Origin of the sequence: Paenarthrobacter sp. NPDC091669 (assembly GCF_044756725.1) — a bacterium.
GTDB classification, from domain to species: Bacteria; Actinomycetota; Actinomycetes; order Actinomycetales; family Micrococcaceae; genus Arthrobacter; species Arthrobacter bambusae_C.
This window is the reverse complement of sequence record NZ_JBIVTK010000002.1, coordinates 394,389-419,856: the sequence shown is the minus strand read 5'-3', so window position 1 is coordinate 419,856 and position 25,468 is coordinate 394,389. Positions and strand designations below refer to the sequence as shown.

The following is a 25,468-nucleotide window of genomic DNA, read 5'->3' as shown; positions in this document are numbered from 1 at the left end:
GCGTCTTAGACAGCCATTTCGCTGGAAGCGCCCAGACGTTCCTTAACTACTGCGGCAAGGCTGTTGCAGATGCGCTCAGCCGTTTCCATGTCAGCGGCTTCCACCATGACACGGACCAGAGCTTCAGTACCCGACGGGCGGAGCAGCACGCGTCCGGTTTCGCCCAGTTCGAGTTCGGCAGCAGCAACAGCAGCCGCCACGCCTTCGTCGGTACCGGCGCGGGCCTTGTCCACACCCTTGACGTTGATCATCAGCTGCGGGAGCTTGGTCATCGCGGTGGAGAGTTCCTTGAGGCTGCGGCCTGTCAGTGCAACCTGCGCTGCGAGCTGCAGGCCGGTCAGGACACCGTCACCTGTGGTGGCGTAATCGGAGAAGATCACGTGACCGGACTGTTCGCCGCCCAGGTTGTAGCCGCCGTTGCGCATTTCCTCGAGGACGTAGCGGTCGCCGACTCCGGTTTCGCGGATGGTGATACCGGCATTTTTGAGGGCGATCTTGAGGCCGAGGTTGCTCATGACGGTGGCCACAAGGATGCTGTCCTTGAGCTTTCCGGCCTCGTTGAGTGCCAGTGCAAGGATGGCCATGATCTGGTCGCCATCCACTTCGTTGCCCTCGTGGTCCACGGCGAGGCAACGGTCGGCGTCGCCGTCGTGGGCCACGCCAAGGTCGGCGCCATGCTGGAGAACTGCTTCCTTCAACGGGCCCAAGTGGGTGGAGCCTACGCCCTCGTTGATGTTCAGCCCGTCCGGCTCAGCGCCGATCACTACGACGTCCGCGCCGGCATCCTTGAACACCTGGGGTGAACAACCGCTCGCTGCACCGTGGGCGCAGTCCAGGACTACCTTCAGGCCGTCAAGGCGCTTGGGAAGCGTGCCCAGCAGGTGCACGATGTAACGGTCCTCAGCATCGGAGAAGCGCTGAATGCGTCCGACGTCGGCTCCCACCGGGCGCTGCGGCTCTTTGCCGAGCTGCGCCTCGATGGCGTCTTCGACGTGGTCCGGGAGCTTCTGGCCGCCGCGGGCAAAGAACTTGATGCCGTTGTCCGGCGCGGGGTTGTGGGAGGCCGACAGCATGACGCCGAAATCGGCGTCGAGATCGGCCACCAGGTAAGCGGCGGCAGGGGTGGGAAGGACACCGGCGTCATAGACGTCGATTCCGGAGCTGGAAAGCCCGGCTTCCACGGCGGCGGCGAGGAACTCGCCACTCGCTCTGGGATCCCTGGCGACGACGGCGCGTGGCCGCTTGCCGTTGGTTGTGCGGTCATGGCCGAGTACGACGGCGGCGGCCTGGGCGAGCTGCATAGCCAGCTCGGCGGTGAGCAATCCGTTCGCGAGACCGCGCACGCCATCTGTTCCAAATAATCTAGACATCGGCTCAAGTTTAGACGACGCCGGGACACCATCAGTTCAGGAGCGTGTCGGAGCGTCACATGCGGGCCGTGCCACGCCCGTCTTTAACGGCGAAAGCCCGCCCCGCCGAAGTGGCGGAACGGGCTTTCGATACCCCAACGAAGGGGCGAAGCGAATTAACGCTTGGAGTACTGCTGAGCCTTGCGTGCCTTCTTGAGACCAGCCTTCTTACGCTCGATGACGCGGGCGTCACGGCGCAGGTAACCGGCCTTCTTGAGGGTGGCGCGGTTGTTGTCGACGTCGATCTCGTTCAGCGAGCGGGCAACACCGAGACGCAGTGCACCAGCCTGGCCGGAGATGCCACCGCCGTGGATACGGGCGATGACGTCGTAAGCGCCTTCGAGATCAAGGATCTTGAAGGGCTCGTTGACATCCTGCTGGTGCAGCTTGTTCGGGAAGTAGTTGTCCAGCGTGCGGCCATTGATGGTCCACTTGCCGGAACCCGGTACAACGCGAACGCGTGCAACGGCTTCCTTGCGACGGCCAACAGCTGCGCCGGCAACGGTCAGTGCCGGGCGCTCCTTCTTGGGCGCATCTTCACCAGATGTGCTTTCAGAGGTGTAGCTGGTGAGGGTTTCCTCAGCCTCGACGGCTTCGGCGGTCAGTTCTTCGTTCTGAGCCACGGTTCTCCTTGTAATAAAAAGTTTAGTTGGTGGCCAGGACTACTGGGCGACCTGGGTGATTTCGAAAGTCTTCGGCTGCTGAGCTGCGTGGGGGTGCTCGGGGCCTGCGTAGACCTTGAGCTTGCCCAGCTGCTGAGCGGCGAGGGAGTTCTTGGGGAGCATGCCCTTGATGGCCTTCTCAACAGCGCGAACCGGGTTGGATTCCAACAGCTCGGCGTAGTTGACGGAGGTCAGGCCGCCCGGGTAACCGGAGTGGCGGTATGCGCGCTTCTGCTCCAGCTTGGCGCCGGTGAGGGCAACCTTTTCAGCGTTGATGATGATGACGAAGTCGCCCATGTCCATGTGGGACGCAAAGGTCGGCTTGTGCTTTCCGCGCAGCAGTGTTGCGGTCTGGCTGGCAAGACGACCAAGGACAACGTCGGTGGCGTCAATGACGTGCCACTGGCGGTTGATATCGCCGGGCTTCGGGGTGTACGTACGCACGGTTTTGCCTCGTTCTTGTTCTGGCGTTCATGTTTTAGGCCACACGCAATAAGGCGTGTACCTACTATGTATGCGCTACCGGAGCAGAGGTGAGGGCTCTATGTACCAGTCATCCCAGAATCTCGAAATGCCTCAGGAGTTAGCGATCCTGCAACTGGATCCCCCGTAAGGCATGTGTCATCGAGATAGGACACGCACAACGACTCTAAACAATACCTTCAACGGGGCGCCCGGGTCAAAATGGGGTAATCGCCCCTGGGGGTTGCGCACTGATTGAGGGAGAGCACATGACCGACGGGCCCGCCTTTCCACTCATTATCGCCCTCGCAGGCCTCCTCCTAAGCCCGGCCGCCGAGTGGCTCATCTCACTAAGGCTGCCACGGTTCGGCGGACCCCCTCCCCTGAGGGTCCGGATCACGACGGCGGCTGTCACCTCGCTGCTCTTTGGCTTGCTCGCGTGGCGGTTTGACGCTTCATGGGAATTGCCGGCATTTCTTTTCCTGGCATTACTTGGAGTGCAACTGTCACGCATCGACTTTGCCCTCCATTTGCTGCCCAACGTCCTCGTCGTGCTCCTCCTCGGAGGTGGGTTGCTGCTCCTGACGGCATCCGCAGCCCTTGCCCCGGGATGGCCGGAGCTGTTCCGGGCCCTCGCCGGCGCGGCCATTCTGTTCGGTGGCTACTTAATTCTTGGACTTCTTTCGCCGGGAAGCATCGGAATGGGCGATGTGAAGCTCGCAGCACCCCTGGGGCTGTACTTGGGGTACTTGGGTTGGCAGCAAGTACTCTTCGGGGGACTACTGGGATTCGTGGTGGGCGGGGTGCTCACGGTACTGGTGTTGCGCCTGCGACGCGCGGAAAAACCCACAGAATCAGCCCACGGCCCGGCAATGGTCATCGCCGCCCTTGGCGTTGCCCTGGTCATGAACTGAAGCGGCTTAGTACGCACTTACCTCCCCCTTCACAGAAGCCCAAATTGATAAGGCAGCTTTCGAAACCAAGTAGTTTCGATGCCTTTTCCTTCCAAAACTGAGTACAACGGGCCATCGGGGCACGAGGGCGAGTAGAGCGCTCCTGACTAAGACGAGTACGGCTACGCATTGTCGCGACTGCTCCCCAGGGTGAATTCTTATCTCATCGAATTCCGAACCGCTAAAGGATACATGGGGGTAGTTCGGGAGTCGAAGCAAATTCCGATAATTTGCTGGACCTATAACCCATTCGCAAATATTTTTTCTGGGAAGGATTTTCCAATGTCTACTTTTATGTTCACCATTACCTCGTACATTGCCGGCGTCAAGGACCGTTTCACCAAGGACGAGAAGGGAGCGACGATGGTTGAATACGGCATCATGGTCGCCGGCATCGCCGTCTTGGTCATCGCCGCAGTCTTCGCTCTTGGTGGCGAAATCCTCGGCCTGTTCAACAACGTCGCCGCACAGATTCCGTAGCGAAAAGTTCTTTGGTTGGTCGTGGCGACTCATGAGTCCTTCACGACCAACCAAAGTGCTTTAACCCAATACTTTTTGATCTGGGATGGGGAGAAGGCCTTGAAATCAAGGATAAAAGAGCGAGGCGCCGTTGCCGTTGAGATGGCAATCCTGCTTCCGCTCTTGCTGCTAATTCTAATAGGAATCATGGAGTTCGGCCGAGCCTACAACGTGCAGGTATCCCTCACGCAGGCTGCTAGAGAAGGAGCCCGCTATGCGGCGGTCCACTACCAGGACGGAGGTCTGGACGTGGCCGGCACAGCACTGTCCGCAGCTCCTGCCCTTGACGGACTGGGAGTCAACGTGAGTGACAACGCCTCCAGTTGCGCACCAGGTTCCAACGTCGAGGTAACCACCAGCGTTTCGCTTACCTCCATGTCCGGATTCCTTGATGCCGGCTTCTTCGGAAATCCTGGGATCTTCCCGCTCAATATGTCAGGAGTCGGGGTGATGAGATGCGGAGGTTAGCCAGCGTCCGACAATGGGCACGGACCACCTCGGACGTTGACAATTCCGAGCGGGGTGCCGCAACAATCGTCGTTGCAGGATTGATGGTGGTTTTGCTGGGCTTCGCAGCACTCGCTGTGGACGTCGGCGCACTGTATGCGGAGAAGGCTCAGCTCCAAAACGGAGCAGATGCTGCGGCCCTCGCCGTCGCAACCGACTGCGCCAGCGGCAGTTGCGGTAGCAGCACGTCGACTGCCAATAATTTCGCCAACGCCAACGCCAATGATGCATCCAGCGGCGCGACGGTTACCTTTCCTGCCGCGACAACCGTTCGGGTTGTGACCAACGCCCGGGACACAAATGGTCAGAACAGCTTCTCCCTCTTCTTCGCTCAAGTATTGGGAGTCGAAACGGCGCAGGTCGGTGCTGCGGCCGAAGCTTCCTGGGGTGCACCGTCGAGTGCCACGACGCTTCCTTGGACCGTTAGCGAATGCGTTTTCAAGAAATATCTCTCTCCAGCGCAACTGGCATCGCTGAACTCAACCGGCAATTTCACGGGCGACCCAACACCAACGCATCTTCTTCTTCGCTACGACGAGAACGCGCCGACGGTCCCGGGGTGTGCCGCACAGAACGGCTACCAACCTGGCGGCTTTGGTTGGCTGGTGACAGATACAGGATGTTCCACGGATATCGATCTCGACATGACGGTTGATGGTCAGACCGGCAACCACTTCCCGAATGCAGCTGGATGCAATGCAGCTTTGGCCACCATCATGGACGAGCCGGCGCTCATTCCGCTTTTTAGCGCTGCGACGGGGAACGGTTCAAACGCCGAATACACATTGATTGGTTTCGCAGCATTTCAGGTCACCGGTTATAAATTCAGCGGCTCTGGGGCCGTTGTCGATCCCCTCGCTCCGAGCTGCAATGGCAACTGCCGCGGACTCCAGGGGTACTTCTCCCGCTTCGTTTCACTCGAAGAGGGCATGCAGGCAACAGAAGGCACTCCAAATTATGGGGCATCCGTTGTCACGCTCACTGAGTAGCGGGCTGATACGGCCCCTGTTCTGGAATCCGAAAGAATCAAAGGAGTAGAAAGTGAAAACACGCCTACTGGGAGGCATTGCTGCACTGCTTTTGGCAGTCATTGGCACGGTTTTGTTGGTCACCTATGTTCAAGGAGCCGACAAGCGGGCGCAGCAAGGGCTAGATCCCGTCACCGTTCTTGTCGTCAAGGAACGTATTCCGGCCGGCACCAAGGCTGAAGATCTGCAGGCCAAAGTTAAGACCGAAACCCTGCCGCAATCCGCCGTCGCACCGGGGACTATCAGCGCCCTCGCTGATCAAAAGGGCAAGGTCACATCAGCTGACCTCCAGCCCGGTGAACAGTTGCTGGGTGTGAAACTGGTCAGCCCCAAAGAACTGGTCCCGGGAACTGTTCCTGTCCCCGACGGCTTGCAGGAAGCCACGTTTGTCCTGGCTCCTGAGCGTATGTTGGGAGGGCGAGTGGAGGCTGGCGATACGGTCACCGTCTTTGCATCCTTCAAACTCGATGAGGCTGTGCCCGCTGGAGCCAATCTGCCGGCAGGATTGACAGGGTGGAAGGACTTTACTGAGCTCCTCTATCACGATGTTCTGGTCACTGCTGTTCAGCAAGCGGCCCCAGACGCGGAAAAATCCGCCGGAACGGAAAAGGCCGTCGCACTCCCCAATGGCTCGGCATATGTCACCGTTGCCCTCAGTGACGTCAGCGCAGCCAAGATGGTCTTCGGTGCCGAGTTCGGCACACTCTGGCTCTCCAAGCAGACCGACAAGACGGTCAAGAGCGACCCGCCAACGACCACGTTTGGAGGGCTGGTCCAATGAGCCGCTTCGTAGCCATCACTGCGGTCCGGGATTTTGAAGCCCGCGTGCGGCAAGCCATCACCGGAGCACTGCATGGTGATCTGCAGACCCTATCGCCGGCAGTCCTCCAAGCGGGTACCGACGAAATCTTCAAGCAGCTGACAGGAGCTCCGCCAGAGGTAATGGTCCTGGGCCCTGGAGTTAACCCCGACGATGCCTTCAAGCTGGCCACCGTGATTGATCTCCAATACCCGGAGATCAGCCTCCTCATGGTCGCCGAGCCCACGGCAGACATCGTCTTGAAGGCTATGCACGCCGGTGTGAGGGATGTGGTTGCCCCCGAAGCGGACGTCAATGAACTCCGGGTCCTCCTGGAACGTGCATGCTTGGCAGCCGCGAGCCGGCGACGCGGGATGCAACCTGCTGCCGAAGCCGGACAGGAGCGGGGACGGGTCATTGCCGTCATGTCACCCAAAGGTGGCGTGGGCAAAACAACCGTTGCCACCAATCTGGCTATCGGGCTGGGCGCACTCGCACCCATGAGCGTGGTCATAGTGGACTTGGACCTGCAGTTCGGCGATGTCGCCTCGGGCCTGTTGCTCGAACCGGAGCACTCCATCACTGAGGCGGTCCACGGAGCTGCTGCCCAGGACTCCATGGTCCTCAAGGCGTTTCTGACCGTCCACCCGGCGGGAATCTACGCACTCTGCGCGCCACAGAAGCCCTCCGACTCGGACTACATCACTGCCGATCATGTGACCCGACTCCTCAACCAGCTGGCGACGGAGTTCAAGTATGTCGTAGTGGACACTGCACCAGGTCTTGGCGAACACTGCCTGGCGACGTTGGAGTTGGCTACCGACGGGGTATGGGTCTGCGGGATGGATGTGCCCAGTATCAGAGGCCTTCGAAAGTGCTTCAGCGTGCTGAAGGAACTGCAGCTATTACCACAAGGACGTCACACCGTCTTGAACTTTGCGGACAGGAAAAGCGGCCTCTCCGTCCAAGACGTCGAAGCCACGATCGGGGTTCCCATTGACACAGTGATACCTCGCTCCAAGACGCTTCCCTATTCCACAAACCGCGGAATTCCTGTACTTCAAGGGACTGCCAGGGACGCGGCGATCAAGGGACTAAGGAAGCTGATTCAGCGTTTTGACCCGCGACTGGAAACGACGCCTCAGAACAAGCTCCACCGGAGGGTGGTGGTGTCATGAAGCTCTCAGAAAGGCTTTCGAAAAACAACCCGCCTGCCGTCCCAGCCCCAGGTGATTTTCAAACTTCGGACGCGGCTTCTGGAGGCGACCGGATCTCAACGCCTTCGGTGTCCAACCCGATATTGGGCGGGGCACCAACCACTCCGGCGGTGGATGCGCTCGCTGGTCTCAAGCAACGAGCTGCTTCAGCTCTGTTTGAGCGCATTGGGAACCGCATCGGGGATACTTCGTCTTCTGAAGAGGACCTGCGGTCTTTCGCCGTCGATGAGCTCTCAGCGGTCATCGACGATGAACAGGTGCCCCTGTCTCCTGAGGAGCGACGTCGACTCATCCGCGAGATTTCCGACGAAGTGATGGGCTATGGCCCCTTGCAGCGCCTACTGGAAGACCCCTCCGTCACGGAGGTCATGGTGAACCGCTTTGATCAGATCTACGTGGAGCGTCATGGTCATCTCGCCTTAACGGACCTTCAGTTCAGCTCGGACAATCATCTGAGGAAAGTCATTGAACGGATCGTTTCCAAGGTGGGCCGCCGCATCGACGAATCTTCGCCGCTGGTCGACGCACGTTTGGAGGACGGCTCCCGCGTCAACGCCATCATTCCTCCACTGGCGGTCAACGGCCCGTCACTCACCATCAGGAAGTTCAGCCACGTTCCACTCACGGTCCGCAACCTCATCGAATGGGGATCCATGAGTCAGGAAATGGCCGAACTGCTGAGTGCGTGTGTCCGCGCCCGTCTCAACGTCATTGTCTCCGGAGGCACTGGCACAGGCAAAACGACGCTGCTGAACGTTCTGTCATCCTTCATTCCGGAATCCGACCGCATCGTCACCATTGAAGACGCGGTGGAACTGCAGCTGCAACAACGCCATGTGGTCAGGTTGGAGAGCCGCCCACCCAACATCGAGGGAAAGGGCGCCATCACCATCCGCGACCTCGTTCGAAACTCTCTCCGTATGCGGCCCGATCGGATCATCGTCGGTGAGGTACGTGGCGGTGAATCCCTGGACATGCTGCAGGCCATGAACACCGGCCATGACGGGTCACTTTCCACAGTGCATGCCAATTCTCCCCGAGATGCCGTCGCTCGTCTGGAGACCCTGGTGCTTATGGCTGGTATGGACCTACCTCTCAGGGCCATTCGTGAACAGGTATCCTCCGCCGTTGATCTGATCGTCCAGGTCACTCGGCTCCGCGACGGTAGCCGGCGGGTAACCCATGTCACGGAGGTGCAAGGAATGGAAGGGGATGTTGTTACACTGCAGGACGCTTTTCTGTTTGACTACTCGGCCGGGTTGGACGCCCAAGGACGCTTCTTGGGCAAAGCTATCCCAACAGGCATTCGGCCCCGTTTCCTCGATCGGTTTACGGAGCTCGGCATACAAGTATCCCCGGCGACTTTTGGTGTCGTGCCAGTAGCGGTGGGGAGGCGGTAGTGATGGAGTCCCCAGCATTTTTCGTCCTCGCGATCGCACTCTGCGTGGCGGCCCTCGTCGTCCTGATAGCAGTGGTCTTGAAGCCCAGAAACGGCCCTATACCAGTCGAGCGGCGTCGGGTCGACCTGCCGCAGGATAGTTCAGCAGTGGGGCGTGTCTCTGAGTCTGCGGTCCGCTTCGTTGATACGGCCATTGGTAAGTCAGGCGGCCCCTTCAACCGCGAAGTTCTCTACAACGCGGGCGTCAAACAGGCTCCTGCAGACGTGACCGTCGTGGTAGTCATCGCGACCCTGCTACTAGGGGCCTTTGGCTGGCTTCTGATTAATCCCTTCATAGGCATTCTGCTGGCCGTTGCCGGACCGTTCGGGGCAAAACTGATCCTCGTGGTGAAGACGGAGAAGCGTCGCGGCAAGTTTGAGATGCAGCTTACGGACACCATTCAGATGTTGATCGGCGGCCTTCGCGTAGGACACAGCATCATGCGTTCGCTCGAGGCCGCCGCTCAGGAATCGCAAGCGCCGACATCGGAAGAATTGGCCCGCATTGTCAATGAGGTCAGAATCGGCAAGGATCCACGGCATGCGCTGGAAGACTGCGCCGCCCGCATGGATAGTGAGGACTTCCGGTGGATAGGGCAGGCTATTCAGATCAACCGGGAAGTAGGCGGAGACCTCGCCGAGGTCTTGGAACAGGTGGCCGGAACAATCCGGGAACGCAGCGAGATCAAAGGCCACGTTCGCTCCCTGAGCGCCGAAGGGAAGATGTCTGCCGGAATTCTGATGGCGCTGCCAGTCGTCGTGGCCTTGGCGATTGCAGTCATCAACCCGGGCTATGTGCGTCTGTTCGTTGAACATCCGCTCGGCATCGCCATGATGGTGCTCAGTTTTCTCATGTTTGTGGTCGGCGGCTTCTGGATGAGCCGCACCGTGAAGATCAAGTTCTAGGAGGCTGCCATGACTCCCGTAGCGTGGCTCATCATCGCCATCATCGTGCTACCGCTCGCGTACTTTGCCTGGTCTTTGGCTACTGTAGATCGGAAGGGCCTCTTCGCCATCCAGACCAATCTCGGCTCCGGTTTTGCACAGGGAGTTGGTGTCAGCGTCCAACGCCCACCACTTCTGTTGGGCGTTGCCCGGAAGCTCACACCCGGCAGCTACGAAGCCAAGCTCGACCATTGGCTCGCCGTCGCAGGACGGCCAAAGTCCATGCCGTTGACCAAGCTCATTGCCCTAAAACCGGTTCTCGCTTTGGCAGGCGCCCTTGCTGGAATCCTGCTGTTTTTCGTCAGCCCGGTCCCTGGGGTAGTGGCACTCGGGCTGTTCCTGACCTTGTTCCTGTATTTCATTCCCGATCTTCTGATCTACAACACAGGGATCAAACGACAGGATGCCATCAAACTCGAGTTTCCGAACACGCTGGATCAGATGTTGATATCCGTTGAGGCGGGGCTTGGGTTCGAATCCGCCATGGAGAGAGCGTCCTCACAAGGCACCGGCCCCTTGGCTCACGAGCTCATGCGGACCCTTCAAGATATCCAAGTCGGACGTCCCCGTCAGGAGTCATATGAAGCCCTGGCAGAGCGGTGCACGGTACATGACATTCGGAGCTTCGTGCTGGCCGTTATCCAGGCCGACAAGTACGGTATCGGGATCGCCAACGTACTGCGGGCCCAAGCCAAGCAGGCTCGCGTCAAGCGTCGCCAGAACGCTGAGGAAAAGGCTCAGAAACTGCCTGTGAAGGTTCTCTTTCCACTGCTGTTCTGCATCTTTCCCGTGCTTTTCATAGTCCTTCTGGGTCCCGCGGTCATCAGGATCATCCAGGCCTTCTCCTGATCTTGAACCCTCGGGAAATAGACCGGCACTTCGCGGATCCCAGACCGCGGAGTGCCACAACGGCCCCCTTCCGGTACCCAGAGCCGGGAGGGGGTCCTCCAACGTTCCGGGAAAGCGCCAAAACAAGAAGACGCTAAGCCCGCCGCGCCCGCGTCAGCTCAGCCCGGGCCAGCATCTCGGCGTCAGACGGATAAGCAACTTCCTCCAGCACCAAGGGATGCGGTGCAGCGAGCACGGATTTGGCATCGCGCTTTCGTTCCAGGAGCCGCAAGTGCAGCCAGCCCGGAGACTCTAGCTCCTCCCCCACCCGCAGGGCAGACCCCACCAAAGAGCGCACCATGTTGTGGCAGAAAGCATCAGCCTGAACGGTGGCAACAATGACCCCGTCGCTGCCGCGTTCAAAGGAGAACTTCTGCAGCTCACGAATGGTGGTGGCACCTTCCCGCGGCTTGCAGTAAGAACGGAAATCCTGGAGCCCCAGCAGCGCCGCGGCCCCGGAGTTCATGAGCGAAACATCCAACGGCGCTTTGTGCCACAGTGTGATGCCCCGCAGGAGGGGATCCCACCGTTCGGGACCGTCGGCAATCCGGTAACTGTACCTTCGCCACAACGCTGAAAAGCGGGCATCGAATCCTTCCGGCGCCAGACCGGCGTCGTGCACTTCCACGGCTCCCGTGAGGTCGCCGAGTATCCGGCTCAACGCGCCGCGGAGACGTCTCAACAGCGCGACGGCGGGATCGAGTTCATGCCCACGCGGCAGTGACAGCCACTCGGCTTCGGTCAGGTCCAGATGGACCACCTGGCCGCGGGCGTGGACTCCTGCGTCAGTCCTGCCAGCCACCGTCACACGGATTGGCCGTTGGAGCAGCAGTGCCAGCGCTTCCTCCAGGGAGCCCTGAACAGTCCGAAGCCCGGGCTGCAGGGCCCATCCATTGAAGGGTCCGCCGTCATAGGAGAGATCAAGCCGTACACGCAAAAACCCGCCGCCCCCCAAAACGGGGGCAGCGGGTTTTCGTTCGTTCATAGACTTAATTCTACTGCGAAGAATTCAGTGAATTACTTCTTGTCCTCAGCGGCCGGAGCCTCTTCGGTTTCAGCAGCTTCAGCTTCAGCAGCGTCGGCTTCAGCGGCCGGAGCCTCTTCCGTCTCAGCAGCTTCTGCTTCTACGGCTTCGGTCTCAACGACCTCTTCCTCGGCAGCCGGAGCAGCCTTGGCAGCGGCAGCGGTTGCTTCAGCAACAACGGCCTGCTTCGGGGAAACCGGCTCAAGAACGAGCTCGATGACAGCCATGGGAGCGTTGTCGCCCTTGCGGTTGCCGATCTTGGTGATGCGGGTGTAGCCACCATCGCGGTTGGCAACGGCGCCGGCGATGTCGGTGAACAGCTCGTGGACAACGCCCTTGTCGCTGATCAGGCCGAGAACGCGGCGGCGGGAAGCGAGGTCGCCACGCTTGGCGAAGGTGACCAGACGCTCTGCGTACGGCTTAAGGCGCTTGGCCTTGGTGACCGTGGTGGTGATGCGCTTGTGCTCAAACAGAGCAGCTGCCAGGTTCGCGAGCATCAGGCGCTCGTGAGCCGGGCCGCCTCCGAGGCGCGGACCCTTAGTGGGGGTAGGCATAGTTATTTCTCCTGTTATGTAAGCCGTTCAGGTCCATTGCTGGACCCGGCGGCCAAGATCTGCTGTTTAGAGCTCGTCGTCGCTGAACGCGGCGTCGTCCTCTTCGATGGCTGCGGCGCGGGCTGCGAGATCGAAACCGGGAGGGGAGTCCTTGAGGGACAGACCCAGTTCGACGAGCTTTGCCTTGACCTCGTCAATGGACTTCGCACCGAAGTTACGAATATCCATCAGGTCAGCCTCGGAGCGGGCAACGAGTTCACCCACGGTGTGGATGCCCTCACGCTTGAGGCAGTTGTAGGAACGGACGGTGAGGTCCAGATCCTCGATCGGCAGAGCCATGTCAGCTGCCAGGGCAGCGTCCGTCGGCGACGGGCCAATCTCGATACCTTCAGCTGCGGTGTTCAGCTCACGAGCCAGACCGAACAGTTCCACCAAGGTGGTGCCTGCGGAAGCAACAGCATCGCGCGGAGCGATGGCCTGCTTGGTCTCGACGTCGACAATGAGCTTGTCGAAGTCGGTGCGCTGCTCAACACGGGTAGCTTCCACGCGGAAAGTTACCTTCATGACCGGCGAGTAGATCGAGTCAACCGGAATACGGCCAATCTCGGAGTCGCCGGACTTGTTCTGAGCTGCCGAAACGTAGCCACGGCCGCGCTCGATGGTCAGTTCGAGTTCGAACTTGCCCTTCGAGTTCAGTGTGGCAATGTGCAGATCCGGGTTGTGGAATTCGACGCCGGCCGGCGGAGCGATGTCCGCGGCGGTGACGACTCCGGGGCCCTGCTTGCGCAGGTAAGCAACAACCGGCTCATCGTGCTCGGAGGAAACCGAAAGGTTCTTGATGTTCAGGATGATCTCGGTGACATCTTCCTTGACACCCGGAACCGTGGTGAACTCGTGCAGCACGCCATCGATCCGGATGCTGGTTACAGCGGCACCGGGGATGGAGGAGAGCAGGGTACGGCGGAGGGAGTTTCCGAGGGTGTAGCCGAAGCCCGGCTCCAGCGGTTCAATGATGAAACGGGAGCGGTTCTCGGATACAACTTCTTCAGACAGGGTGGGGCGCTGTGCAATGAGCACTTAGGTTTCCTTTCGGCGAGCATCCGCTATATGACGCAACACAGGTGGTGGAAATCGGCTTCGGTTTCCAGCCTGACCAGCCGGGCCATGCTTATGGAGGGTCGAAACTCTCCACAGCAGGCCCGGCCAGTCAGGCAGGGAAGACCTAATTAGACGCGGCGGCGCTTCGGCGGGCGGCAACCGTTGTGGGCGCTGGGGGTGACGTCCTGGATGGAGCCAACCTCGAGGCCAGCGGCCTGAAGCGAACGGATTGCGGTTTCGCGTCCGGATCCCGGGCCCTTGACGAATACGTCAACCTTGCGCAGACCGTGCTCCTGAGCGCGCTTTGCAGCGGCTTCAGCAGCCATCTGGGCGGCGAAGGGAGTGGACTTACGGGAGCCCTTGAAGCCAACCTCACCGGCGGAAGCCCATGAGATGACAGCACCGTTCGGGTCCGTGATGGACACGATGGTGTTGTTAAAGGTGCTCTTGATGTGCGCCTGGCCAAGCGCAATATTCTTCTTATCCTTGCGACGCGGCTTACGAACCGCTCCACGAGTCTTCGGGGGCATTGTTTCTCCTACAGAAAGTTATCGGGGGAAAACCGGATCAATCCCGAGGGATTAACGTCCGGCCTTCTTCTTGCCGGCGACGGTGCGCTTCGGGCCCTTACGGGTACGAGCGTTGGTCTTCGTACGCTGTCCGCGTACGGGCAGGCCCTTGCGGTGGCGCAGGCCTTCGTAGCTGCCGATCTCTACCTTGCGGCGGATGTCAGCGGCTACCTCGCGGCGAAGGTCACCCTCAACCTTGTAGTTGCCTTCAATGTAGTCACGCAGCTGGACCAGCTCGGCGTCAGTCAGGTCCTTGACGCGAACGTCAGCGCTGATGCCAGTGGCAGCCAGGGTTTCGTGTGCACGGGTCTTGCCCACGCCGTAGATGTAAGTAAGCGCAATTTCCAACCGCTTTTCGCGGGGAATGTCTACGCCAGCGAGACGAGCCATAGTGGCGGTACTCCTTGAATAAACCGGAGGTCGTAGGCAGTACACCCACACGTTCCGTGTGGCCCCAGCCTCCGACCGGGGGTTCGCTGACCAGGCTCTGTAATGCAGTCCTGGCACAGCTTGTGCTGCCTTTATTTACTTGCGTGGGCTAGCAACCCAGGTTTGCCCTTGCGGGCGCTGATTCCCGGAAGGGGAATTAGCCCTGGCGCTGCTTGTGGCGCGGGTTCTCGCAGATCACCATGACCCGGCCGTTACGGCGGATCACTTTGCACTTGTCGCAGATCTGCTTGACGCTCGGCTTGACCTTCATGGCGTTCCTTTGCGTGTTTTGCAGTTGATCTGCTGGAGCGGCTTGGGCACTATTGCCTGGCCGCCCAGCAATTTACTTGTAGCGGTAGACGATACGACCACGTGTGAGGTCGTATGGGCTCAGCTCAACCACTACCCGGTCCTCGGGGAGGATTCGAATGTAGTGCTGTCGCATCTTCCCAGAGATGTGTGCGAGAACGACGTGCTTGTTGGTGAGCTCAACGCGAAACATCGCATTGGGCAGCGCCTCAGTCACAACGCCCTCGATCTCAATGACCCCGTCCTTCTTGGCCATATCCTCCGCTAACTGTTGTTTGCCGCCGTCCTTCAGTTAGGCACCGAAGATCCAGCGGACGTTTTTTGTTTGCTTGGCTCTCTTGAACCACGACACTAAAAAGGGCGTGGCTGCACAGACAACCAACAAATAACTCTACGCCAATCAGGCCGGAAAGTTAAATCCGTCCATGGTAGCGCAAGGGTCCGCCGCCGTCACTCCCCTGCGGGCCTGAACGCCGGGAATTCACCTGCCGCCGTCGAGACACTTTCCGCAGCCCGGACGCCGTCGAGTATCGCGAGCCGAACCGCTTCTGCCGCGGCACTTTGGAGCGTTATCAGCGACACCTGCCGCGCCTGTTCAGTACTGCGATCAAGCACGACGGCGCCAGTCGCCAAGGCGAACACGGTATCGCCGTCCGCCAAAGTATGGGACGGATCCAAAGCCCGCGCCAAGCCCGCATGCCCGGCACTGGCGGTCCGCTTACATTCGGCCACATCAAGGGCAGCATTCGTAGCGACCACCACCAGCGTCGTGTTGAGCCCCTGGAGCGGAACCCCCGAGCCTGCCGGGGATTGCGGCCCCGCCGCGCTGAACACCGGCGCACCAAGGGCATTTACTACGGCAATGGCCCCCACCGTCACCCCGCCGTCGAGAGTGATGGACGACGTCCCGATCCCGCCCTTGTACTGCCCCCGCGCAATGAGCGCACCGGTCCCTGCACCCACGTTTCCACGTTCGACGGCGGCATGGTCACCTGAGGCGAACGCTGCAGCGGCTGCCTGGTAGCCCATGCCGGCGTCGGGTCGCGCCTTCACGTCACCACCCCGACCGAGATCAAAGATGGCGGCCGCAGGCACAATCGGCACCACGGTCCCCGGGACAGCAAATCCCCTGCCCTGCTCCTCACACCACTGTTGGGCACCACCTGCCGAGGCCAACCCAAAGGCGCTGCCGCCGGTCAACACCACTGCATCCACAGTGGATACCAACGTGGTGGGATCCAGCGCGTCGGTCTCATGAGTCCCGGGACCCCCACCACGAACATCCACGGACCCCACAGTCCCCGCAGGAGGAAGCACCACAGTAACCCCGGACAACCACCCCTCCCCCACCCTCTGCACATGCCCAACCCGTATGCCGGCAACATCGGTGATCGAATTCATGGCTCCATTCTCCACCTTGGGACCCAAACAAATTGCGGTCGGGCTGGACCCCGGCAGCGCGCGTCAAAGGGAGGCACGACCGAGCGCGCAGAGGGGTTCAGCCCGACCGCAGGGCGGGGCGCAGGGCAAAGTGGGAGCCCGGCCTCGAATACGAACAAGCGAGTAACGCCGAGTAAACGGGTTGGGAAGTGTCAGACAACTATCGCTACGGACCGCGAATTCCGCCCATTCAGCCGCTGTGCATGTGGTGAGCTAGGCCTGTCTTCGCCGCCCCGTTCTGGAGCTGGCGCCCCCGGTTCGCCCGAAAACGTTAGTGACCCATGACTACCCGACAGATTCACAGCAGCACCGCGCCTGCCGGCAGGCCGGACTCCACGCCACCGGTTCCGCCGGTCGATGCCGCCCAGCACCCTCCGGTGGGAAGGCGCTGGTCTGGCCGCAGCCGTAAGGACTTCCTGGTTTTCCTTGCCATGGCTTTGCCGAACCTGGTGTTGATCGGCACGTTCACGTATTGGCCCCTGATCAACAACATCTATTACTCCACATTGGATTGGACGCTGGGTTCGGCGTCGGCCACGGTGGTGGGGCTGCAGAACTACGTCACCTTTTTCACCAGCGAGGATGCGTCCAAGGTCCTGGGGACCACGGCCGTCTTTACGTTGGTGACGGTGGGCGGCTCGATGGTTCTTGGGTTGCTGGTTGCCCTGGCCTTGAACTCGAAGGTCTTTGGAACCACCTTTGCGAGGTCCGCGGTGTTTGCCCCTTACGTCCTGTCCGGGGTGGGCGTTGGCCTGGTGTGGCTGTTCATCTTCGATCCCGGCTACGGCGTGCTGGCGTGGATTCTTCGGGGAATGGGGCAGCAGAGCCCGCAGTGGATCAATGATCCCCAGTTGTCGTTGGTGATGGTCATCATCGTCTACGTGTGGAAGAACCTTGGCTATTGCGCCGTGGTGTACCTCGCCGGATTGCAATCCCTTCCCCGCGACGTGATGGAAGCTGCCGCGCTTGATGGGGCCAACAGCATGCGGAGGTTCTTGAACATCTCCATGCCGCTTCTTTCTCCCACCACGTTCTTCCTGCTGATCACCACCATGCTCAGTTCCTTGCAGGCCTTCGACCTCATCCGCATCATGACTCCGCTGGGCAATGGCACCAGCACGTTGATCTATGAGGCGTATTTGCAGGCGTTCGGCGCCTACAACCGGGCCGGGTATTCCGCCGCGATCTCGGTGATCCTCTTCGCCATCCTGCTGATCATCACGGTCCTCCAACTCCGGTTCGTTGAGCGAAAGGTCCACTACTCATGAGCGCACCGCTACCAGTCGCCGTCGTACCTTCCCCGCCGAACGCACTGCAGGAGAACCGGCAGGGGCCGCAGCAACCCGCACGGCCGCGTCCCTTCTCCAGCGCCAACCTGCTTCAGACTGTGGCAACCGGGTACGTCCCGTTGATCATTGCCACGTTGGTGGTGTTCCTGCCCCTGCTGTGGATGCTGTTGAGCTCCTTTAAGCAGCCGGGCGAGATTGTCACCATGGATCTGAAGATCCTGCCGGAATCCCTGAACCTGGAGAATTACGCCACGGCGATGACCACCGTCCCGTTTGCGCAGTTCTTCGCCAACAGCCTGATCGTGACCGTGATCGGGTCATCCATCAAGGTCATCCTGGCCATCCTGACCGCCTACGCCTTGGTCTTCGTGCGGTTCCCGTTCAAGAACGTGATCTTCGTACTGATCCTGGTGGCACTCATGGTCCCGGCCCAAGTGTCCATCCTGCCCAACTACATCCTCATTGCGGGCATGGGCGGAAAGAACACGTTGTGGGGCATCATCCTCCCCGGCCTTGGCACGGCATTTGGCACGTTCCTGCTGCGCCAACACTTCCTGACGCTGCCGCCGTCCATCCTGGAGGCAGCGGAAATCGATGGTGCCGGCCATTGGCGGCGGCTCTGGCAGATCATTGTTCCGGTCTCGGTACCGTCGATCGCCACTGTGGCATTGGTGACCGTGGTCAGCGAATGGAACGACTACATCTGGCCGCTCATCATCACCGACCGCCCCGAAACCATGACGCTGCCCGTGGGCCTGACGTTGCTGCAGAACTCAGAAGGCAATGGGGCAGGCTGGGGAATCCTCATGGCCGGCGCCGTGCTGGTGATCGTCCCCATCCTGCTGGTGTTCGCAGCACTCCAGCGCTACATCGTGGCCGGCCTGACCCAAGGAAGCGTCACCGGCTGATTTTCTCCCTCCGCACCATTCGCATCGAAATACCCCTAGTGAAGTTATTGAGAGGAAGCACCATGCGTACCAACCTTGACCGCCGACATTTCCTGGGCCTGGCCGGACTTGGCGCCGGAGCAGCGGCACTGGCCGCCTGTGGCGGACCTTCGACGGCGGGCACGGCAGACGCCGTCGAGACCGCAGCCATCGATTTCAGCGGCGTGAAGCCGGCCGCCTCCATCGACTTTTGGACCAACCACCCGGGCAAGTCGCAGGACGTGGAGAAGGCGATCATTGAGAAGTTCCACGCCAAGTTCCCTGACATCAAAGTCAACCTCGTCACGGCCGGGGCCAACTATGAGGAGATCGCCCAGAAGTTCCAGACCTCGCAGGCCGCCAAGACGGGCCTCCCGGCGCTGGTTGTCCTCTCTGATGTGTGGTGGTTCCGCTACTTCTCCAATGGCAGCATCATCCCCATCGATGGGCTGGTGAAACAGCTGGATATCAAGATCGACGACTTCCAGAAGTCGCTGGTGGACGACTACAAGTACGACGACAAGCAATGGGCGCTCCCCTACGGCCGGTCCACGCCCCTGTTCTACTACAACAAGGACCATTTCAAGGCTGCGGGGCTCCCTGATCGAGCACCGGCCACGTGGCAGGAATTCGCGGAGTGGGCTCTGAAGCTCAAGGCCACGTCCGGCGCACAGTACGCCTACATTTACCCGGCCCTTGCCGGTTACGCGGGCTGGACCTTGCAAAACAACCTGTGGGGATGGGGCGGCAGCTGGTCAAAGGACTGGGACATTACGTGCGATTCCACCGAGTCAGTTGCTGCGTTGCAGTGGGCGCAGGATTCAATCTACAAGGACGGTTGGGCGGGCGTCTCGTCCAAGGAAGCCGCCGATGACTTCGCCGCCGGCATCACCTCGTCCACCATTTCCTCCACCGGTTCCTTGCTGGGCGTCCTGAAGGCAGCCAAGTTCAACGTCGGCGTCGGTTTCCTTCCCGGCGGTCCCGAAGTGCCCAGCGGAGTCTGCCCCACCGGCGGTGCGGGCCTCGGCATCCCGAGCGGTATCACCAAGGAGGAACAGCTTGCTGCGGCCACGTTCCTGAAGTTCATGACCGAACCGGAGAACACTGCCGCTTTCTCCGCTGCCACCGGCTACATGCCCACGCGTCTCTCGGCCGACATGTCCGCTGTTCTCGCCGCGACACCGCAGATCAAGACCGCCATGGACCAGCTTGCCGTGACCAAGGTCCAGGACAACGCGCGCGTGTTCCTGCCGGGCGCGGACCAGGAGATGGCCAAGGCCGCTGCAAAGATCCTCACGCAGCAGGGTGACGTCCAGGCAACCATGACCGAGCTCAAGAAGACGCTCGAGGGCATTTACACCAAGGATGTGAAGCCGAAGCTGAAGGCCTGACTTCTCCTTCAGGCATGACAAGAGCCGGGCTGCTTCAGCAGTCCGGCTCTTGTGCTTTGGGTTGTACGGCTCCAGGTTTACGGGAGCGGTACAGGTATTACGGCATAGGTACAGGCGTTACGGGATCGGTACAGGCACGACGCCGAGCGGCGCCAACTGCTCGGCGCCTCCATCCGGGGCGGACAGGACCCAGATGCCCTTTTCATGGACGGCTACAGAATGCTCCCACTGGCAGGAACGCTTACCGTCAGTGGTGACAACGGTCCAGTCGTCGTCGAGGGTGGCGGTTTCGATGCCACCACGGACCAGCATGGGTTCGATGGCCAGGCACAGGCCGGGGCGGATCTTTGGTCCGCGGTGCCCGGTCCGGTAGTTCAGCACATCCGGGGCCATATGCATTTCGGAACCAATGCCATGCCCTACGTAGTCCTCCAGGATGCCCAAGGGCTTGCCATGGACGGAAGACACGTAGTCATCGATCGCGTTGCCGATGTCTCCGACGAACTTTCCGTTGGCAAGGGCGGCGATGCCACGCCACATTGCAGCCTCAGTGACGTCGGAGAGCCGCTGGTCTTCGGGATCGGCGGCACCCACGATGACTGTCCGCGCAGAGTCTGAATGCCAGCCATCCACAATGCATCCGCCGTCGATGGAAATGATGTCACCATCGTTGAGGACCTTGGTTCCGGGGATGCCATGGACCACTTCTTCGTTGACGGAGGTGCAAATCGTGGCCGGGAAGCCGTGATAGCCCAGGAAGTTGGACTTGGCTCCTGCGTCGTTGAGGACTGCGGCAAAAACATCGTCCAGATCTTTGGTGGTGACGCCCGGCTTGGCCGCCGCAACTGCAGCGTCAAGTGCACGGCTCAGGACAAGCCCGGCCTCTTGCATCTTGCGCATCTGCTCGTTGGTCTTGTATTCAATGCGGGGCTGACCGAACGCCATGTTCTCCTCTGGAAGGTTTGCTGATGGAGCCGATCAGGCTCCGTGCTTGAACCATTTTCCCGCATCCGAGACTGTGGTCGAAATTGGCTCGATTCCCAGCTCGCGTCGGAGGCGTTCCAAGCAGTAGGTCCGCTCCCGCCCGAGTTGGCTGACCGCGTAGCGGGTGAGCCGTGGATTCCGGCCGCCCACCCGGGAAACCGCCTCCGAAATGCCCGCCAGAGCCATCGCCGCGGGCTCGGGAAGGTACCTGATGTCCACGCTGTGGAGTCCAGTGGCGTCAAGAACCTGGCGCAGCACTCCACCCAATTCAACAGGCTCCGCATCCCCTACGTTGACCGCGCCCCGGATTTCCGAGTGGCAGGAGGCCAGGACGGCTTGCGCCAGATTGTCCACGTGCGTCAATTGATGTCTCACCTGGGCATGTCCGACACTGAGCAAATGGCCGCGTCTGACGTTGCTGATCAGTCGTGGCAACAGGGTCCGGTCCCCCGGCCCGTAGACACCGTGCGGGCGCAGTGCCACCGCATTGCCATGGCGACGCGCTTCGACGTCGGCGAGCGCCTTGCTGTGTCCGTAGGCATTCAGGTGGCGCGTGGCTACCTCGTCCTCAGCCCGGTTGACGCATGCTTCCCACCACGGGTAGACGCTGGAACTGGAGATGTGGACCAGGCGGGTTCCGGCGAAGGCCTCGGCAACGGCCCGGGTGCCAAGGACGTTGGCCCGGTGGAAGAGGGAAGAAGCACCCCAATCGGCAACGTGTGCTGCCGCGTGCACTACCGCGTCAACGGTGGGAAGACGTGCTGGGGGCAGCCCGGTCAGATCCCAATAGTTCAGTCCGGGTCCGTGCCGCCTCGCGAAGCGGACCACTTCCCATCCCTGGGCCTCCGCGGCGCTGGCTACGGTTCCCCCGATGAAGCCAGTGGCGCCGGTGACTGCGATCCTCACCGCGCTCCCGCTGCGGCTGCGGCTGCCTCCGGCTGGGCGCGTGCCGCGAACTCCTGCCGCAATGCTGCGCGGTCGGGTTTCCTGTGCCGGCCACTGGACGGGATGGACTCCAGGACTTCAATCTGGTCCGGGAGCGCGGATTCGTCGATGAGTCTGGGGAGCTCACGGGCAAGCCGCGACTTTACTGTGGCTGCACTTTCCCCAGCCGCAGCGACTACTGCCAGCCACACTGCCTCGTCTCCGACGTCATCCGGGACGCCTACCATCACTGCTTGCCGGACCCCGGCGATCCCGGCAATGACGGGCTCGTAGAGTGCCGGGTAGATGTTGGTCTTGCCGCGGATGATCATGTCCTTCTTACGCCCGATCATCACCAGCCTGGGCTCCCCGCCGGTGCCGCGGTCCAGCCGGACCAGGTCGCCGGTCGCGTGCTCCACCATCGGATCTTCGCCTAAGTAGCCGTGGCACACGTTGGGACCCCGGACCAACAGTTCGTGGTCTTCAGCCACCCGGATTCCGACGGCGGGCAGCGGCTCCCCCAGGAAGTCACCTTCGCCTGTACCGTCGGGGGCTGTTACTTCAGCCTCTGCACCTGATGCGAACGCCAACTTCTCGTGTCCGTCGGCAATGGCGATCGGAAGCGCTTCCGTCATGCCGTAGATCAGTTTGAATTCGATGCCCGGAAGCAGACGCATGGCCCGTTTCAGAAATGGGGCCAGAATCGGCGCCGCCCCAAGCATGACTGTCCTCAGCGTGGCTGGCAGACTGACCGTTCCTTCTTCGATCGAGTCCAGGATGGGCGCCAGTTGTGACGGCACCAGGAAAAGGTGAGTGGCGCCGTCGTACGCTGTCTTTTTTCCGGCCACGGGCCCAAGTTCACCCGCAAGCCGGAGAGGATCGATGTGGGCGGAGAATCCGTACGCCGGCATGGTCCAGTGCGCACCGGCTATGAGGGCGGGCAGGCCCATCATGAGTTGCTCCGAATGGACCCTGTCGCCCTCCCTGAACGTGCAGCGCGTGGTGAGTTGTTCAAAGCCCGCGGCGAGCGATCCCCGGGTGTGGATCACGCCTTTGGGAGCACCGGTAGTCCCTGATGTGAAGATGATGACGGCTTCTTGCGAGGATGCACCAGCCGGGTCGCAGGCCTTGTGGCTATCCCACATTGCCGGCCTTGTCGTCGCCAGCGCCTTCACCGGCGACGCGCCCCGTGGCACACCAGGCAGCCACGGTCCTGCGTAATAGTGGCGGACCTGCATGGCGCCATAGTCCGGGAGAAGCAGCCCCCGCCTCCGTGCGAGAGGACGAAGCGGACTCTTGGCGCTCAACGCATACAGGAGCGACTCCGAGGCTGCCCACTGCGGCGACGCGAGCCCTGCACGATCCCGAAAAAGGGACGGACCGATCCCCGGGTCAATAAACACCACCGAGCCACCCGCCCGCACAGCGCCCAAGGCCAGGACAAACGCCGCCGGGCTGGGCCGCACGGAGAACAACATTCGCTCCCCGAGGCCGAATCCATCCTTCCGGAGACTGAGCGCCGTCGATTCAATACCGTCCACGAGCTCACGGTAGGTGATGGTCTGCCCCGGTTTCACTGCCCCCGCGCCACGCCCGCCCCTGGTGCGGCCTGCTTTGCCTGGGGCGGTGATGGCCGGGTGTTCCGGGAACCGTTCCGCTGCCGCATACACAGCGGCGATCAGGTCGGCAGTGCCCACTGACTGCTCAACGGTTTCCTCAGGCATTCGCCACCTCCAAACTCTTGTATCCCGGAATGAGAACACCTCTGCTGACACGGCGGCTCGAGATGGTCCAGGGTTGCTGAACATACCGGTCCAGCAGTACGTCCAATGCCGCATTGATCTCGGCCATGGCCAACGGCATGCCGATACAGAAGTGTGCTCCCGCACCGAACCACAGCTGACGCGCTTGCGGGGGCATGGCCTCTGCCGGGTCAAAGCCGCGGAGGCTCTTGGCCGCATGGACTGTGGACAGCAGTATCCTGTCGCCCGCCCGGACCTCCGTCCCGCCAATGAGCCCGGGTGCCACTGCATCCCGGATCATCATGGGCGATGGCACCGTGAAGCGAAGGGCCTCATTGACCGTGGCAGGAACTGCTGAGCGATCGCTGGCCAGTTCCTCAATCCGTCCACTGTCCGACAGGAGCGCCACCAACCGAGGAAGGAAGGAGACCAAGGTTTCGGTGCCCACCATCACGAAGGCACTGATGATGCCCATCGCTTCTTCCTCGGTCATTCCGAGTTCCCGGAGCCTCCCGGGAAATGTCCCTGGGTCGCTCTCCCGGTAGGCCGCCCTGGCCGGTCCCGCCAGGATTCCGACGGCGGAGCCACCCTTCGCGATTTGCCGCGCCGTCAAGGAAGGACGCCCCAAACGGACAAGCGAGGAAATGGAAGAGCCCAGGTTGAAGAGTTCCTTGTTGGGAAGTCTGCCCGGCGCATCGTCGGGCACGCCCAGCAGCTTGGAGATCACTCCCCCAGCCAGGTCCTTGACGCACTCCACCACGTCCACAGAACGTCCCGCGTCCAGTTCCGTGGTGATTCGTGACTCGAAGGCGGATGCCGCTGGTTCCACTATCCCGGCTACCGATCGCGGCGTGAACAGATCCCCCAGGCGTTGCCGCAATTTCTTGTGGTCTTCGCCATCCATGTTCACCAAGGCTTTGGGACCCACTACGGGAGTCCAGAGCGCGCCCGAACCCGAGGGGCCATTCTTGACAAACTTCTGCTGGTCCATGAGCACCTCACGAACCAGTCCGGCTTCGCTGACCAGCACCCCCAGGCCCGGCAGCTTGACCACCGGACGGAGGCTCCCCAAGCCTCGAATCATGGGATAGAGCAGCGGGTGGGCGCCCAGGTGGATGCGTCGCTCCCATCGCTCAGCTGTGGCTCCGTCCACCCTCACCGAATATCCACGTGTTCGGGACGGTACCGGTGGTCTGCGTACCACGCCAGCGTGTTCTTCAAGCCCCAGGCTTTGACGCGCCGTGAGGAACCGAACACCACAACATCGCGCCGCAGGGCGTAGTTCCGCGTCAACTTTCTGACTTGGTTGGACAGTGCCCTGTCCTCATGGAGGTCTTCGATACTGGAACGGGGGAATCCGCCGGAGCGGTGATACATATCTGCGGTAATGGCCATGTTGCAGCCCGGGAGCATTTGGTAAGGGCCCAAATATCCCTCGCCCTTATTGCCGGGACGAATACGGCCAAAGAATGAGGCCACCTCCACCGCTAGCAGCATCATCCGCCGTTCGCCGGCGCTGATCCCCTCATCAAGCCTGGGATTCAACTGACCAGCGATCAATTCCAGCCCGTCAGCGAATGCAGCCATGATCCTGGCAGTCCAGTCCGGAGCTGCGAGGCAATCGGAATCAGTGCGGGCCAACCATACGGCGCCGTGCTCCACACCGAAGCGCATGCCCGTGTCCGCCGCCGCACCGGTACCTTTCTGCCCTTCGAGCAGGAGCCGGATGTCCATTCCGGGATGTTCCGCGGCGAACTCAGCCACGATGCCACAGCTGTTATCAGTGGAACCGTTGTCCACCACCACTACCGTGAAGTCCTGGTGCTCTTGGGCCGCCAAGGACACCAGCGTCTGACGTACCAGTTTCTCCTCGTTCAGCATCGGAACGGCGATACACAGCGGCCTGGTGGGAGCGTTGCTCGTCAGCCCTGGGCCTGCGGGCCCTGGCAGGGCGTTCATGGC

Annotated in this window: 28 protein-coding genes; 12 read left to right on the top strand and 16 right to left on the bottom strand. The window is 61.2% G+C overall.

What is annotated here, in order from left to right; genetic code table 11:
* Positions 1–5: 5 nt before the first annotated feature.
* The 3 genes from glmM to rplM form a co-directional block, all read right to left on the bottom strand.
* Positions 6–1,370: a phosphoglucosamine mutase gene (gene glmM / locus ACIQLI_RS04920; RefSeq protein ID WP_354230551.1), complete on the bottom strand. Its 1,365-nt coding sequence runs from the start codon at positions 1,368–1,370 to the stop codon at positions 6–8.
* Positions 1,371–1,525: 155 nt separating this feature from the next.
* Positions 1,526–2,032 (bottom strand): 30S ribosomal protein S9, encoded by a 507-nt coding sequence (gene rpsI, locus ACIQLI_RS04915; RefSeq protein ID WP_089595774.1) that lies wholly within the window; start codon positions 2,030–2,032, stop codon positions 1,526–1,528.
* A 39-nt stretch (positions 2,033–2,071) separates the two neighbouring features.
* Positions 2,072–2,515 (bottom strand): 50S ribosomal protein L13, encoded by a 444-nt coding sequence (gene rplM / locus ACIQLI_RS04910; RefSeq protein WP_011775554.1) that lies wholly within the window; start codon positions 2,513–2,515, stop codon positions 2,072–2,074.
* 287 nt (positions 2,516–2,802) lie between these two features.
* Here rplM and ACIQLI_RS04905 point away from each other — a divergent pair, with 287 nt between their 5' ends.
* The 9 genes from ACIQLI_RS04905 (at position 2,803) to ACIQLI_RS04865 (ending at position 10,788) form a co-directional block, all read left to right on the top strand.
* The gene (locus ACIQLI_RS04905; protein WP_400385574.1) at positions 2,803–3,447 is read left to right on the top strand and encodes a prepilin peptidase; all 645 of its coding nucleotides are present in this window, start codon (positions 2,803–2,805) and stop codon (positions 3,445–3,447) included.
* A gap of 321 nt (positions 3,448–3,768) precedes the next feature.
* Entirely contained in the window at positions 3,769–3,966 is a 198-nt protein-coding gene (locus ACIQLI_RS04900; RefSeq protein WP_400385572.1) for a Flp family type IVb pilin, read from the top strand.
* A 75-nt stretch (positions 3,967–4,041) separates the two neighbouring features.
* Positions 4,042–4,473, top strand: coding sequence for a TadE/TadG family type IV pilus assembly protein (locus tag ACIQLI_RS04895; protein WP_400385807.1), 432 nt, complete (start codon positions 4,042–4,044; stop codon positions 4,471–4,473).
* On the top strand, positions 4,461–5,501 hold the full coding sequence (locus ACIQLI_RS04890) for a pilus assembly protein TadG-related protein (protein WP_400385569.1): 1,041 nt from the start codon (positions 4,461–4,463) through the stop codon (positions 5,499–5,501). Before ACIQLI_RS04895 ends, ACIQLI_RS04890 begins: the two co-directional genes overlap by 13 nt.
* Positions 5,502–5,553: 52 nt before the next feature.
* The gene (locus ACIQLI_RS04885) at positions 5,554–6,321 is read left to right on the top strand and encodes a Flp pilus assembly protein CpaB (protein WP_400385566.1); all 768 of its coding nucleotides are present in this window, start codon (positions 5,554–5,556) and stop codon (positions 6,319–6,321) included.
* Positions 6,318–7,517, top strand: coding sequence for a CpaE family protein (locus ACIQLI_RS04880; RefSeq protein WP_400385563.1), 1,200 nt, complete (start codon positions 6,318–6,320; stop codon positions 7,515–7,517). Before ACIQLI_RS04885 ends, ACIQLI_RS04880 begins: the two co-directional genes overlap by 4 nt.
* A complete protein-coding gene (locus ACIQLI_RS04875; RefSeq protein WP_400385560.1) occupies positions 7,514–8,956 on the top strand; it encodes a CpaF family protein in 1,443 nt (480 codons plus the stop codon). The genes ACIQLI_RS04880 and ACIQLI_RS04875 overlap by 4 nt, the downstream gene beginning before the upstream one ends.
* A 2-nt stretch (positions 8,957–8,958) precedes the next feature.
* Positions 8,959–9,900, top strand: coding sequence for a type II secretion system F family protein (locus ACIQLI_RS04870; RefSeq protein WP_400385557.1), 942 nt, complete (start codon positions 8,959–8,961; stop codon positions 9,898–9,900).
* A 9-nt stretch (positions 9,901–9,909) separates the two neighbouring features.
* On the top strand, positions 9,910–10,788 hold the full coding sequence (locus ACIQLI_RS04865; RefSeq protein ID WP_400385554.1) for a type II secretion system F family protein: 879 nt from the start codon (positions 9,910–9,912) through the stop codon (positions 10,786–10,788).
* 133 nt (positions 10,789–10,921) lie between these two features.
* On the opposite strand, the gene ACIQLI_RS04860 is transcribed toward ACIQLI_RS04865, so the two are convergent.
* The 8 genes from ACIQLI_RS04860 to ACIQLI_RS04825 all read right to left on the bottom strand — a co-directional run bounded on the left by ACIQLI_RS04860 (position 10,922) and on the right by ACIQLI_RS04825 (position 16,211).
* Positions 10,922–11,812: a tRNA pseudouridine synthase A gene (locus ACIQLI_RS04860; RefSeq protein ID WP_400385552.1), complete on the bottom strand. Its 891-nt coding sequence runs from the start codon at positions 11,810–11,812 to the stop codon at positions 10,922–10,924.
* Between the two features lie 32 nt (positions 11,813–11,844).
* Positions 11,845–12,405, bottom strand: a complete 561-nt coding sequence (rplQ, locus tag ACIQLI_RS04855) for a 50S ribosomal protein L17 (protein WP_089595783.1) — start codon at positions 12,403–12,405, stop codon at positions 11,845–11,847.
* A 66-nt stretch (positions 12,406–12,471) separates the two neighbouring features.
* On the bottom strand, positions 12,472–13,482 hold the full coding sequence (locus ACIQLI_RS04850) for a DNA-directed RNA polymerase subunit alpha (RefSeq protein WP_011775567.1): 1,011 nt from the start codon (positions 13,480–13,482) through the stop codon (positions 12,472–12,474).
* Positions 13,483–13,631: 149 nt separating this feature from the next.
* Positions 13,632–14,033, bottom strand: coding sequence for a 30S ribosomal protein S11 (rpsK, locus tag ACIQLI_RS04845; protein ID WP_014922380.1), 402 nt, complete (start codon positions 14,031–14,033; stop codon positions 13,632–13,634).
* A gap of 51 nt (positions 14,034–14,084) precedes the next feature.
* Entirely contained in the window at positions 14,085–14,462 is a 378-nt protein-coding gene (gene rpsM / locus ACIQLI_RS04840; RefSeq protein WP_011775569.1) for a 30S ribosomal protein S13, read from the bottom strand.
* Between the two features lie 196 nt (positions 14,463–14,658).
* A complete protein-coding gene (gene rpmJ / locus ACIQLI_RS04835; RefSeq protein WP_011775570.1) occupies positions 14,659–14,772 on the bottom strand; it encodes a 50S ribosomal protein L36 in 114 nt (37 codons plus the stop codon).
* 72 nt (positions 14,773–14,844) lie between these two features.
* Complete coding sequence (gene infA, locus ACIQLI_RS04830; protein WP_011775571.1) at positions 14,845–15,066, bottom strand: translation initiation factor IF-1; 222 nt, start codon at positions 15,064–15,066, stop codon at positions 14,845–14,847.
* Between the two features lie 194 nt (positions 15,067–15,260).
* Positions 15,261–16,211, bottom strand: a complete 951-nt coding sequence (locus ACIQLI_RS04825; protein ID WP_400385548.1) for a P1 family peptidase — start codon at positions 16,209–16,211, stop codon at positions 15,261–15,263.
* A gap of 320 nt (positions 16,212–16,531) precedes the next feature.
* Between ACIQLI_RS04825 and ACIQLI_RS04820 the strand changes: the two genes are divergently transcribed.
* The 3 genes from ACIQLI_RS04820 to ACIQLI_RS04810 all read left to right on the top strand — a co-directional run bounded on the left by ACIQLI_RS04820 (position 16,532) and on the right by ACIQLI_RS04810 (position 19,856).
* Positions 16,532–17,518, top strand: coding sequence for a carbohydrate ABC transporter permease (locus ACIQLI_RS04820; protein ID WP_400385545.1), 987 nt, complete (start codon positions 16,532–16,534; stop codon positions 17,516–17,518).
* Complete coding sequence (locus ACIQLI_RS04815; protein WP_400385542.1) at positions 17,515–18,447, top strand: carbohydrate ABC transporter permease; 933 nt, start codon at positions 17,515–17,517, stop codon at positions 18,445–18,447. Before ACIQLI_RS04820 ends, ACIQLI_RS04815 begins: the two co-directional genes overlap by 4 nt.
* Before the next feature lie 62 nt (positions 18,448–18,509).
* On the top strand, positions 18,510–19,856 hold the full coding sequence (locus tag ACIQLI_RS04810) for an ABC transporter substrate-binding protein (RefSeq protein ID WP_400385539.1): 1,347 nt from the start codon (positions 18,510–18,512) through the stop codon (positions 19,854–19,856).
* A gap of 117 nt (positions 19,857–19,973) precedes the next feature.
* Here the strand turns inward: ACIQLI_RS04810 and map are convergent, their stop codons facing one another.
* Genes map through ACIQLI_RS04785 form a run of 5 tightly spaced genes read right to left on the bottom strand, consistent with a single transcriptional unit; the run spans position 19,974 to position 25,465 of the window.
* Positions 19,974–20,801, bottom strand: coding sequence for a type I methionyl aminopeptidase (map, locus tag ACIQLI_RS04805; protein WP_089595787.1), 828 nt, complete (start codon positions 20,799–20,801; stop codon positions 19,974–19,976).
* A 33-nt stretch (positions 20,802–20,834) separates the two neighbouring features.
* Complete coding sequence (locus ACIQLI_RS04800) at positions 20,835–21,746, bottom strand: NAD-dependent epimerase/dehydratase family protein (protein WP_400385535.1); 912 nt, start codon at positions 21,744–21,746, stop codon at positions 20,835–20,837.
* Positions 21,743–23,488, bottom strand: a complete 1,746-nt coding sequence (locus tag ACIQLI_RS04795) for a class I adenylate-forming enzyme family protein (RefSeq protein ID WP_400385532.1) — start codon at positions 23,486–23,488, stop codon at positions 21,743–21,745. The genes ACIQLI_RS04800 and ACIQLI_RS04795 overlap by 4 nt, the downstream gene beginning before the upstream one ends.
* On the bottom strand, positions 23,481–24,665 hold the full coding sequence (locus ACIQLI_RS04790; protein ID WP_400385529.1) for a cytochrome P450: 1,185 nt from the start codon (positions 24,663–24,665) through the stop codon (positions 23,481–23,483). The genes ACIQLI_RS04795 and ACIQLI_RS04790 overlap by 8 nt, the downstream gene beginning before the upstream one ends.
* On the bottom strand, positions 24,662–25,465 hold the full coding sequence (locus tag ACIQLI_RS04785; RefSeq protein WP_400385805.1) for a glycosyltransferase family 2 protein: 804 nt from the start codon (positions 25,463–25,465) through the stop codon (positions 24,662–24,664). Before ACIQLI_RS04785 ends, ACIQLI_RS04790 begins: the two co-directional genes overlap by 4 nt.
* Positions 25,466–25,468 lie beyond the last annotated feature (3 nt).

Coding starts and splice junctions, on each gene's coding strand:
- rpsM (WP_011775569.1), bottom strand. CDS start 14,462: ATGGCTCGTCTCGCTGGCGTAGACATTCCCCGCGAAAAGCGGTTGGAA.
- ACIQLI_RS04865 (WP_400385554.1), top strand. CDS start 9,910: ATGACTCCCGTAGCGTGGCTCATCATCGCCATCATCGTGCTACCGCTC.
- glmM (WP_354230551.1), bottom strand. CDS start 1,370: ATGTCTAGATTATTTGGAACAGATGGCGTGCGCGGTCTCGCGAACGGA.
- ACIQLI_RS04870 (WP_400385557.1), top strand. CDS start 8,959: ATGGAGTCCCCAGCATTTTTCGTCCTCGCGATCGCACTCTGCGTGGCG.
- ACIQLI_RS04810 (WP_400385539.1), top strand. CDS start 18,510: ATGCGTACCAACCTTGACCGCCGACATTTCCTGGGCCTGGCCGGACTT.
- rpmJ (WP_011775570.1), bottom strand. CDS start 14,772: ATGAAGGTCAAGCCGAGCGTCAAGCAGATCTGCGACAAGTGCAAAGTG.
- rplQ (WP_089595783.1), bottom strand. CDS start 12,405: ATGCCTACCCCCACTAAGGGTCCGCGCCTCGGAGGCGGCCCGGCTCAC.
- ACIQLI_RS04875 (WP_400385560.1), top strand. CDS start 7,514: ATGAAGCTCTCAGAAAGGCTTTCGAAAAACAACCCGCCTGCCGTCCCA.
- ACIQLI_RS04825 (WP_400385548.1), bottom strand. CDS start 16,211: ATGAATTCGATCACCGATGTTGCCGGCATACGGGTTGGGCATGTGCAG.
- ACIQLI_RS04860 (WP_400385552.1), bottom strand. CDS start 11,812: ATGAACGAACGAAAACCCGCTGCCCCCGTTTTGGGGGGCGGCGGGTTT.
- ACIQLI_RS04785 (WP_400385805.1), bottom strand. CDS start 25,465: ATGAACGCCCTGCCAGGGCCCGCAGGCCCAGGGCTGACGAGCAACGCT.
- map (WP_089595787.1), bottom strand. CDS start 20,801: ATGGCGTTCGGTCAGCCCCGCATTGAATACAAGACCAACGAGCAGATG.
- ACIQLI_RS04880 (WP_400385563.1), top strand. CDS start 6,318: ATGAGCCGCTTCGTAGCCATCACTGCGGTCCGGGATTTTGAAGCCCGC.
- ACIQLI_RS04820 (WP_400385545.1), top strand. CDS start 16,532: ATGACTACCCGACAGATTCACAGCAGCACCGCGCCTGCCGGCAGGCCG.
- ACIQLI_RS04905 (WP_400385574.1), top strand. CDS start 2,803: ATGACCGACGGGCCCGCCTTTCCACTCATTATCGCCCTCGCAGGCCTC.
- ACIQLI_RS04900 (WP_400385572.1), top strand. CDS start 3,769: ATGTCTACTTTTATGTTCACCATTACCTCGTACATTGCCGGCGTCAAG.
- ACIQLI_RS04795 (WP_400385532.1), bottom strand. CDS start 23,488: ATGCCTGAGGAAACCGTTGAGCAGTCAGTGGGCACTGCCGACCTGATC.
- rpsK (WP_014922380.1), bottom strand. CDS start 14,033: ATGCCCCCGAAGACTCGTGGAGCGGTTCGTAAGCCGCGTCGCAAGGAT.
- infA (WP_011775571.1), bottom strand. CDS start 15,066: ATGGCCAAGAAGGACGGGGTCATTGAGATCGAGGGCGTTGTGACTGAG.
- ACIQLI_RS04890 (WP_400385569.1), top strand. CDS start 4,461: ATGCGGAGGTTAGCCAGCGTCCGACAATGGGCACGGACCACCTCGGAC.
- ACIQLI_RS04815 (WP_400385542.1), top strand. CDS start 17,515: ATGAGCGCACCGCTACCAGTCGCCGTCGTACCTTCCCCGCCGAACGCA.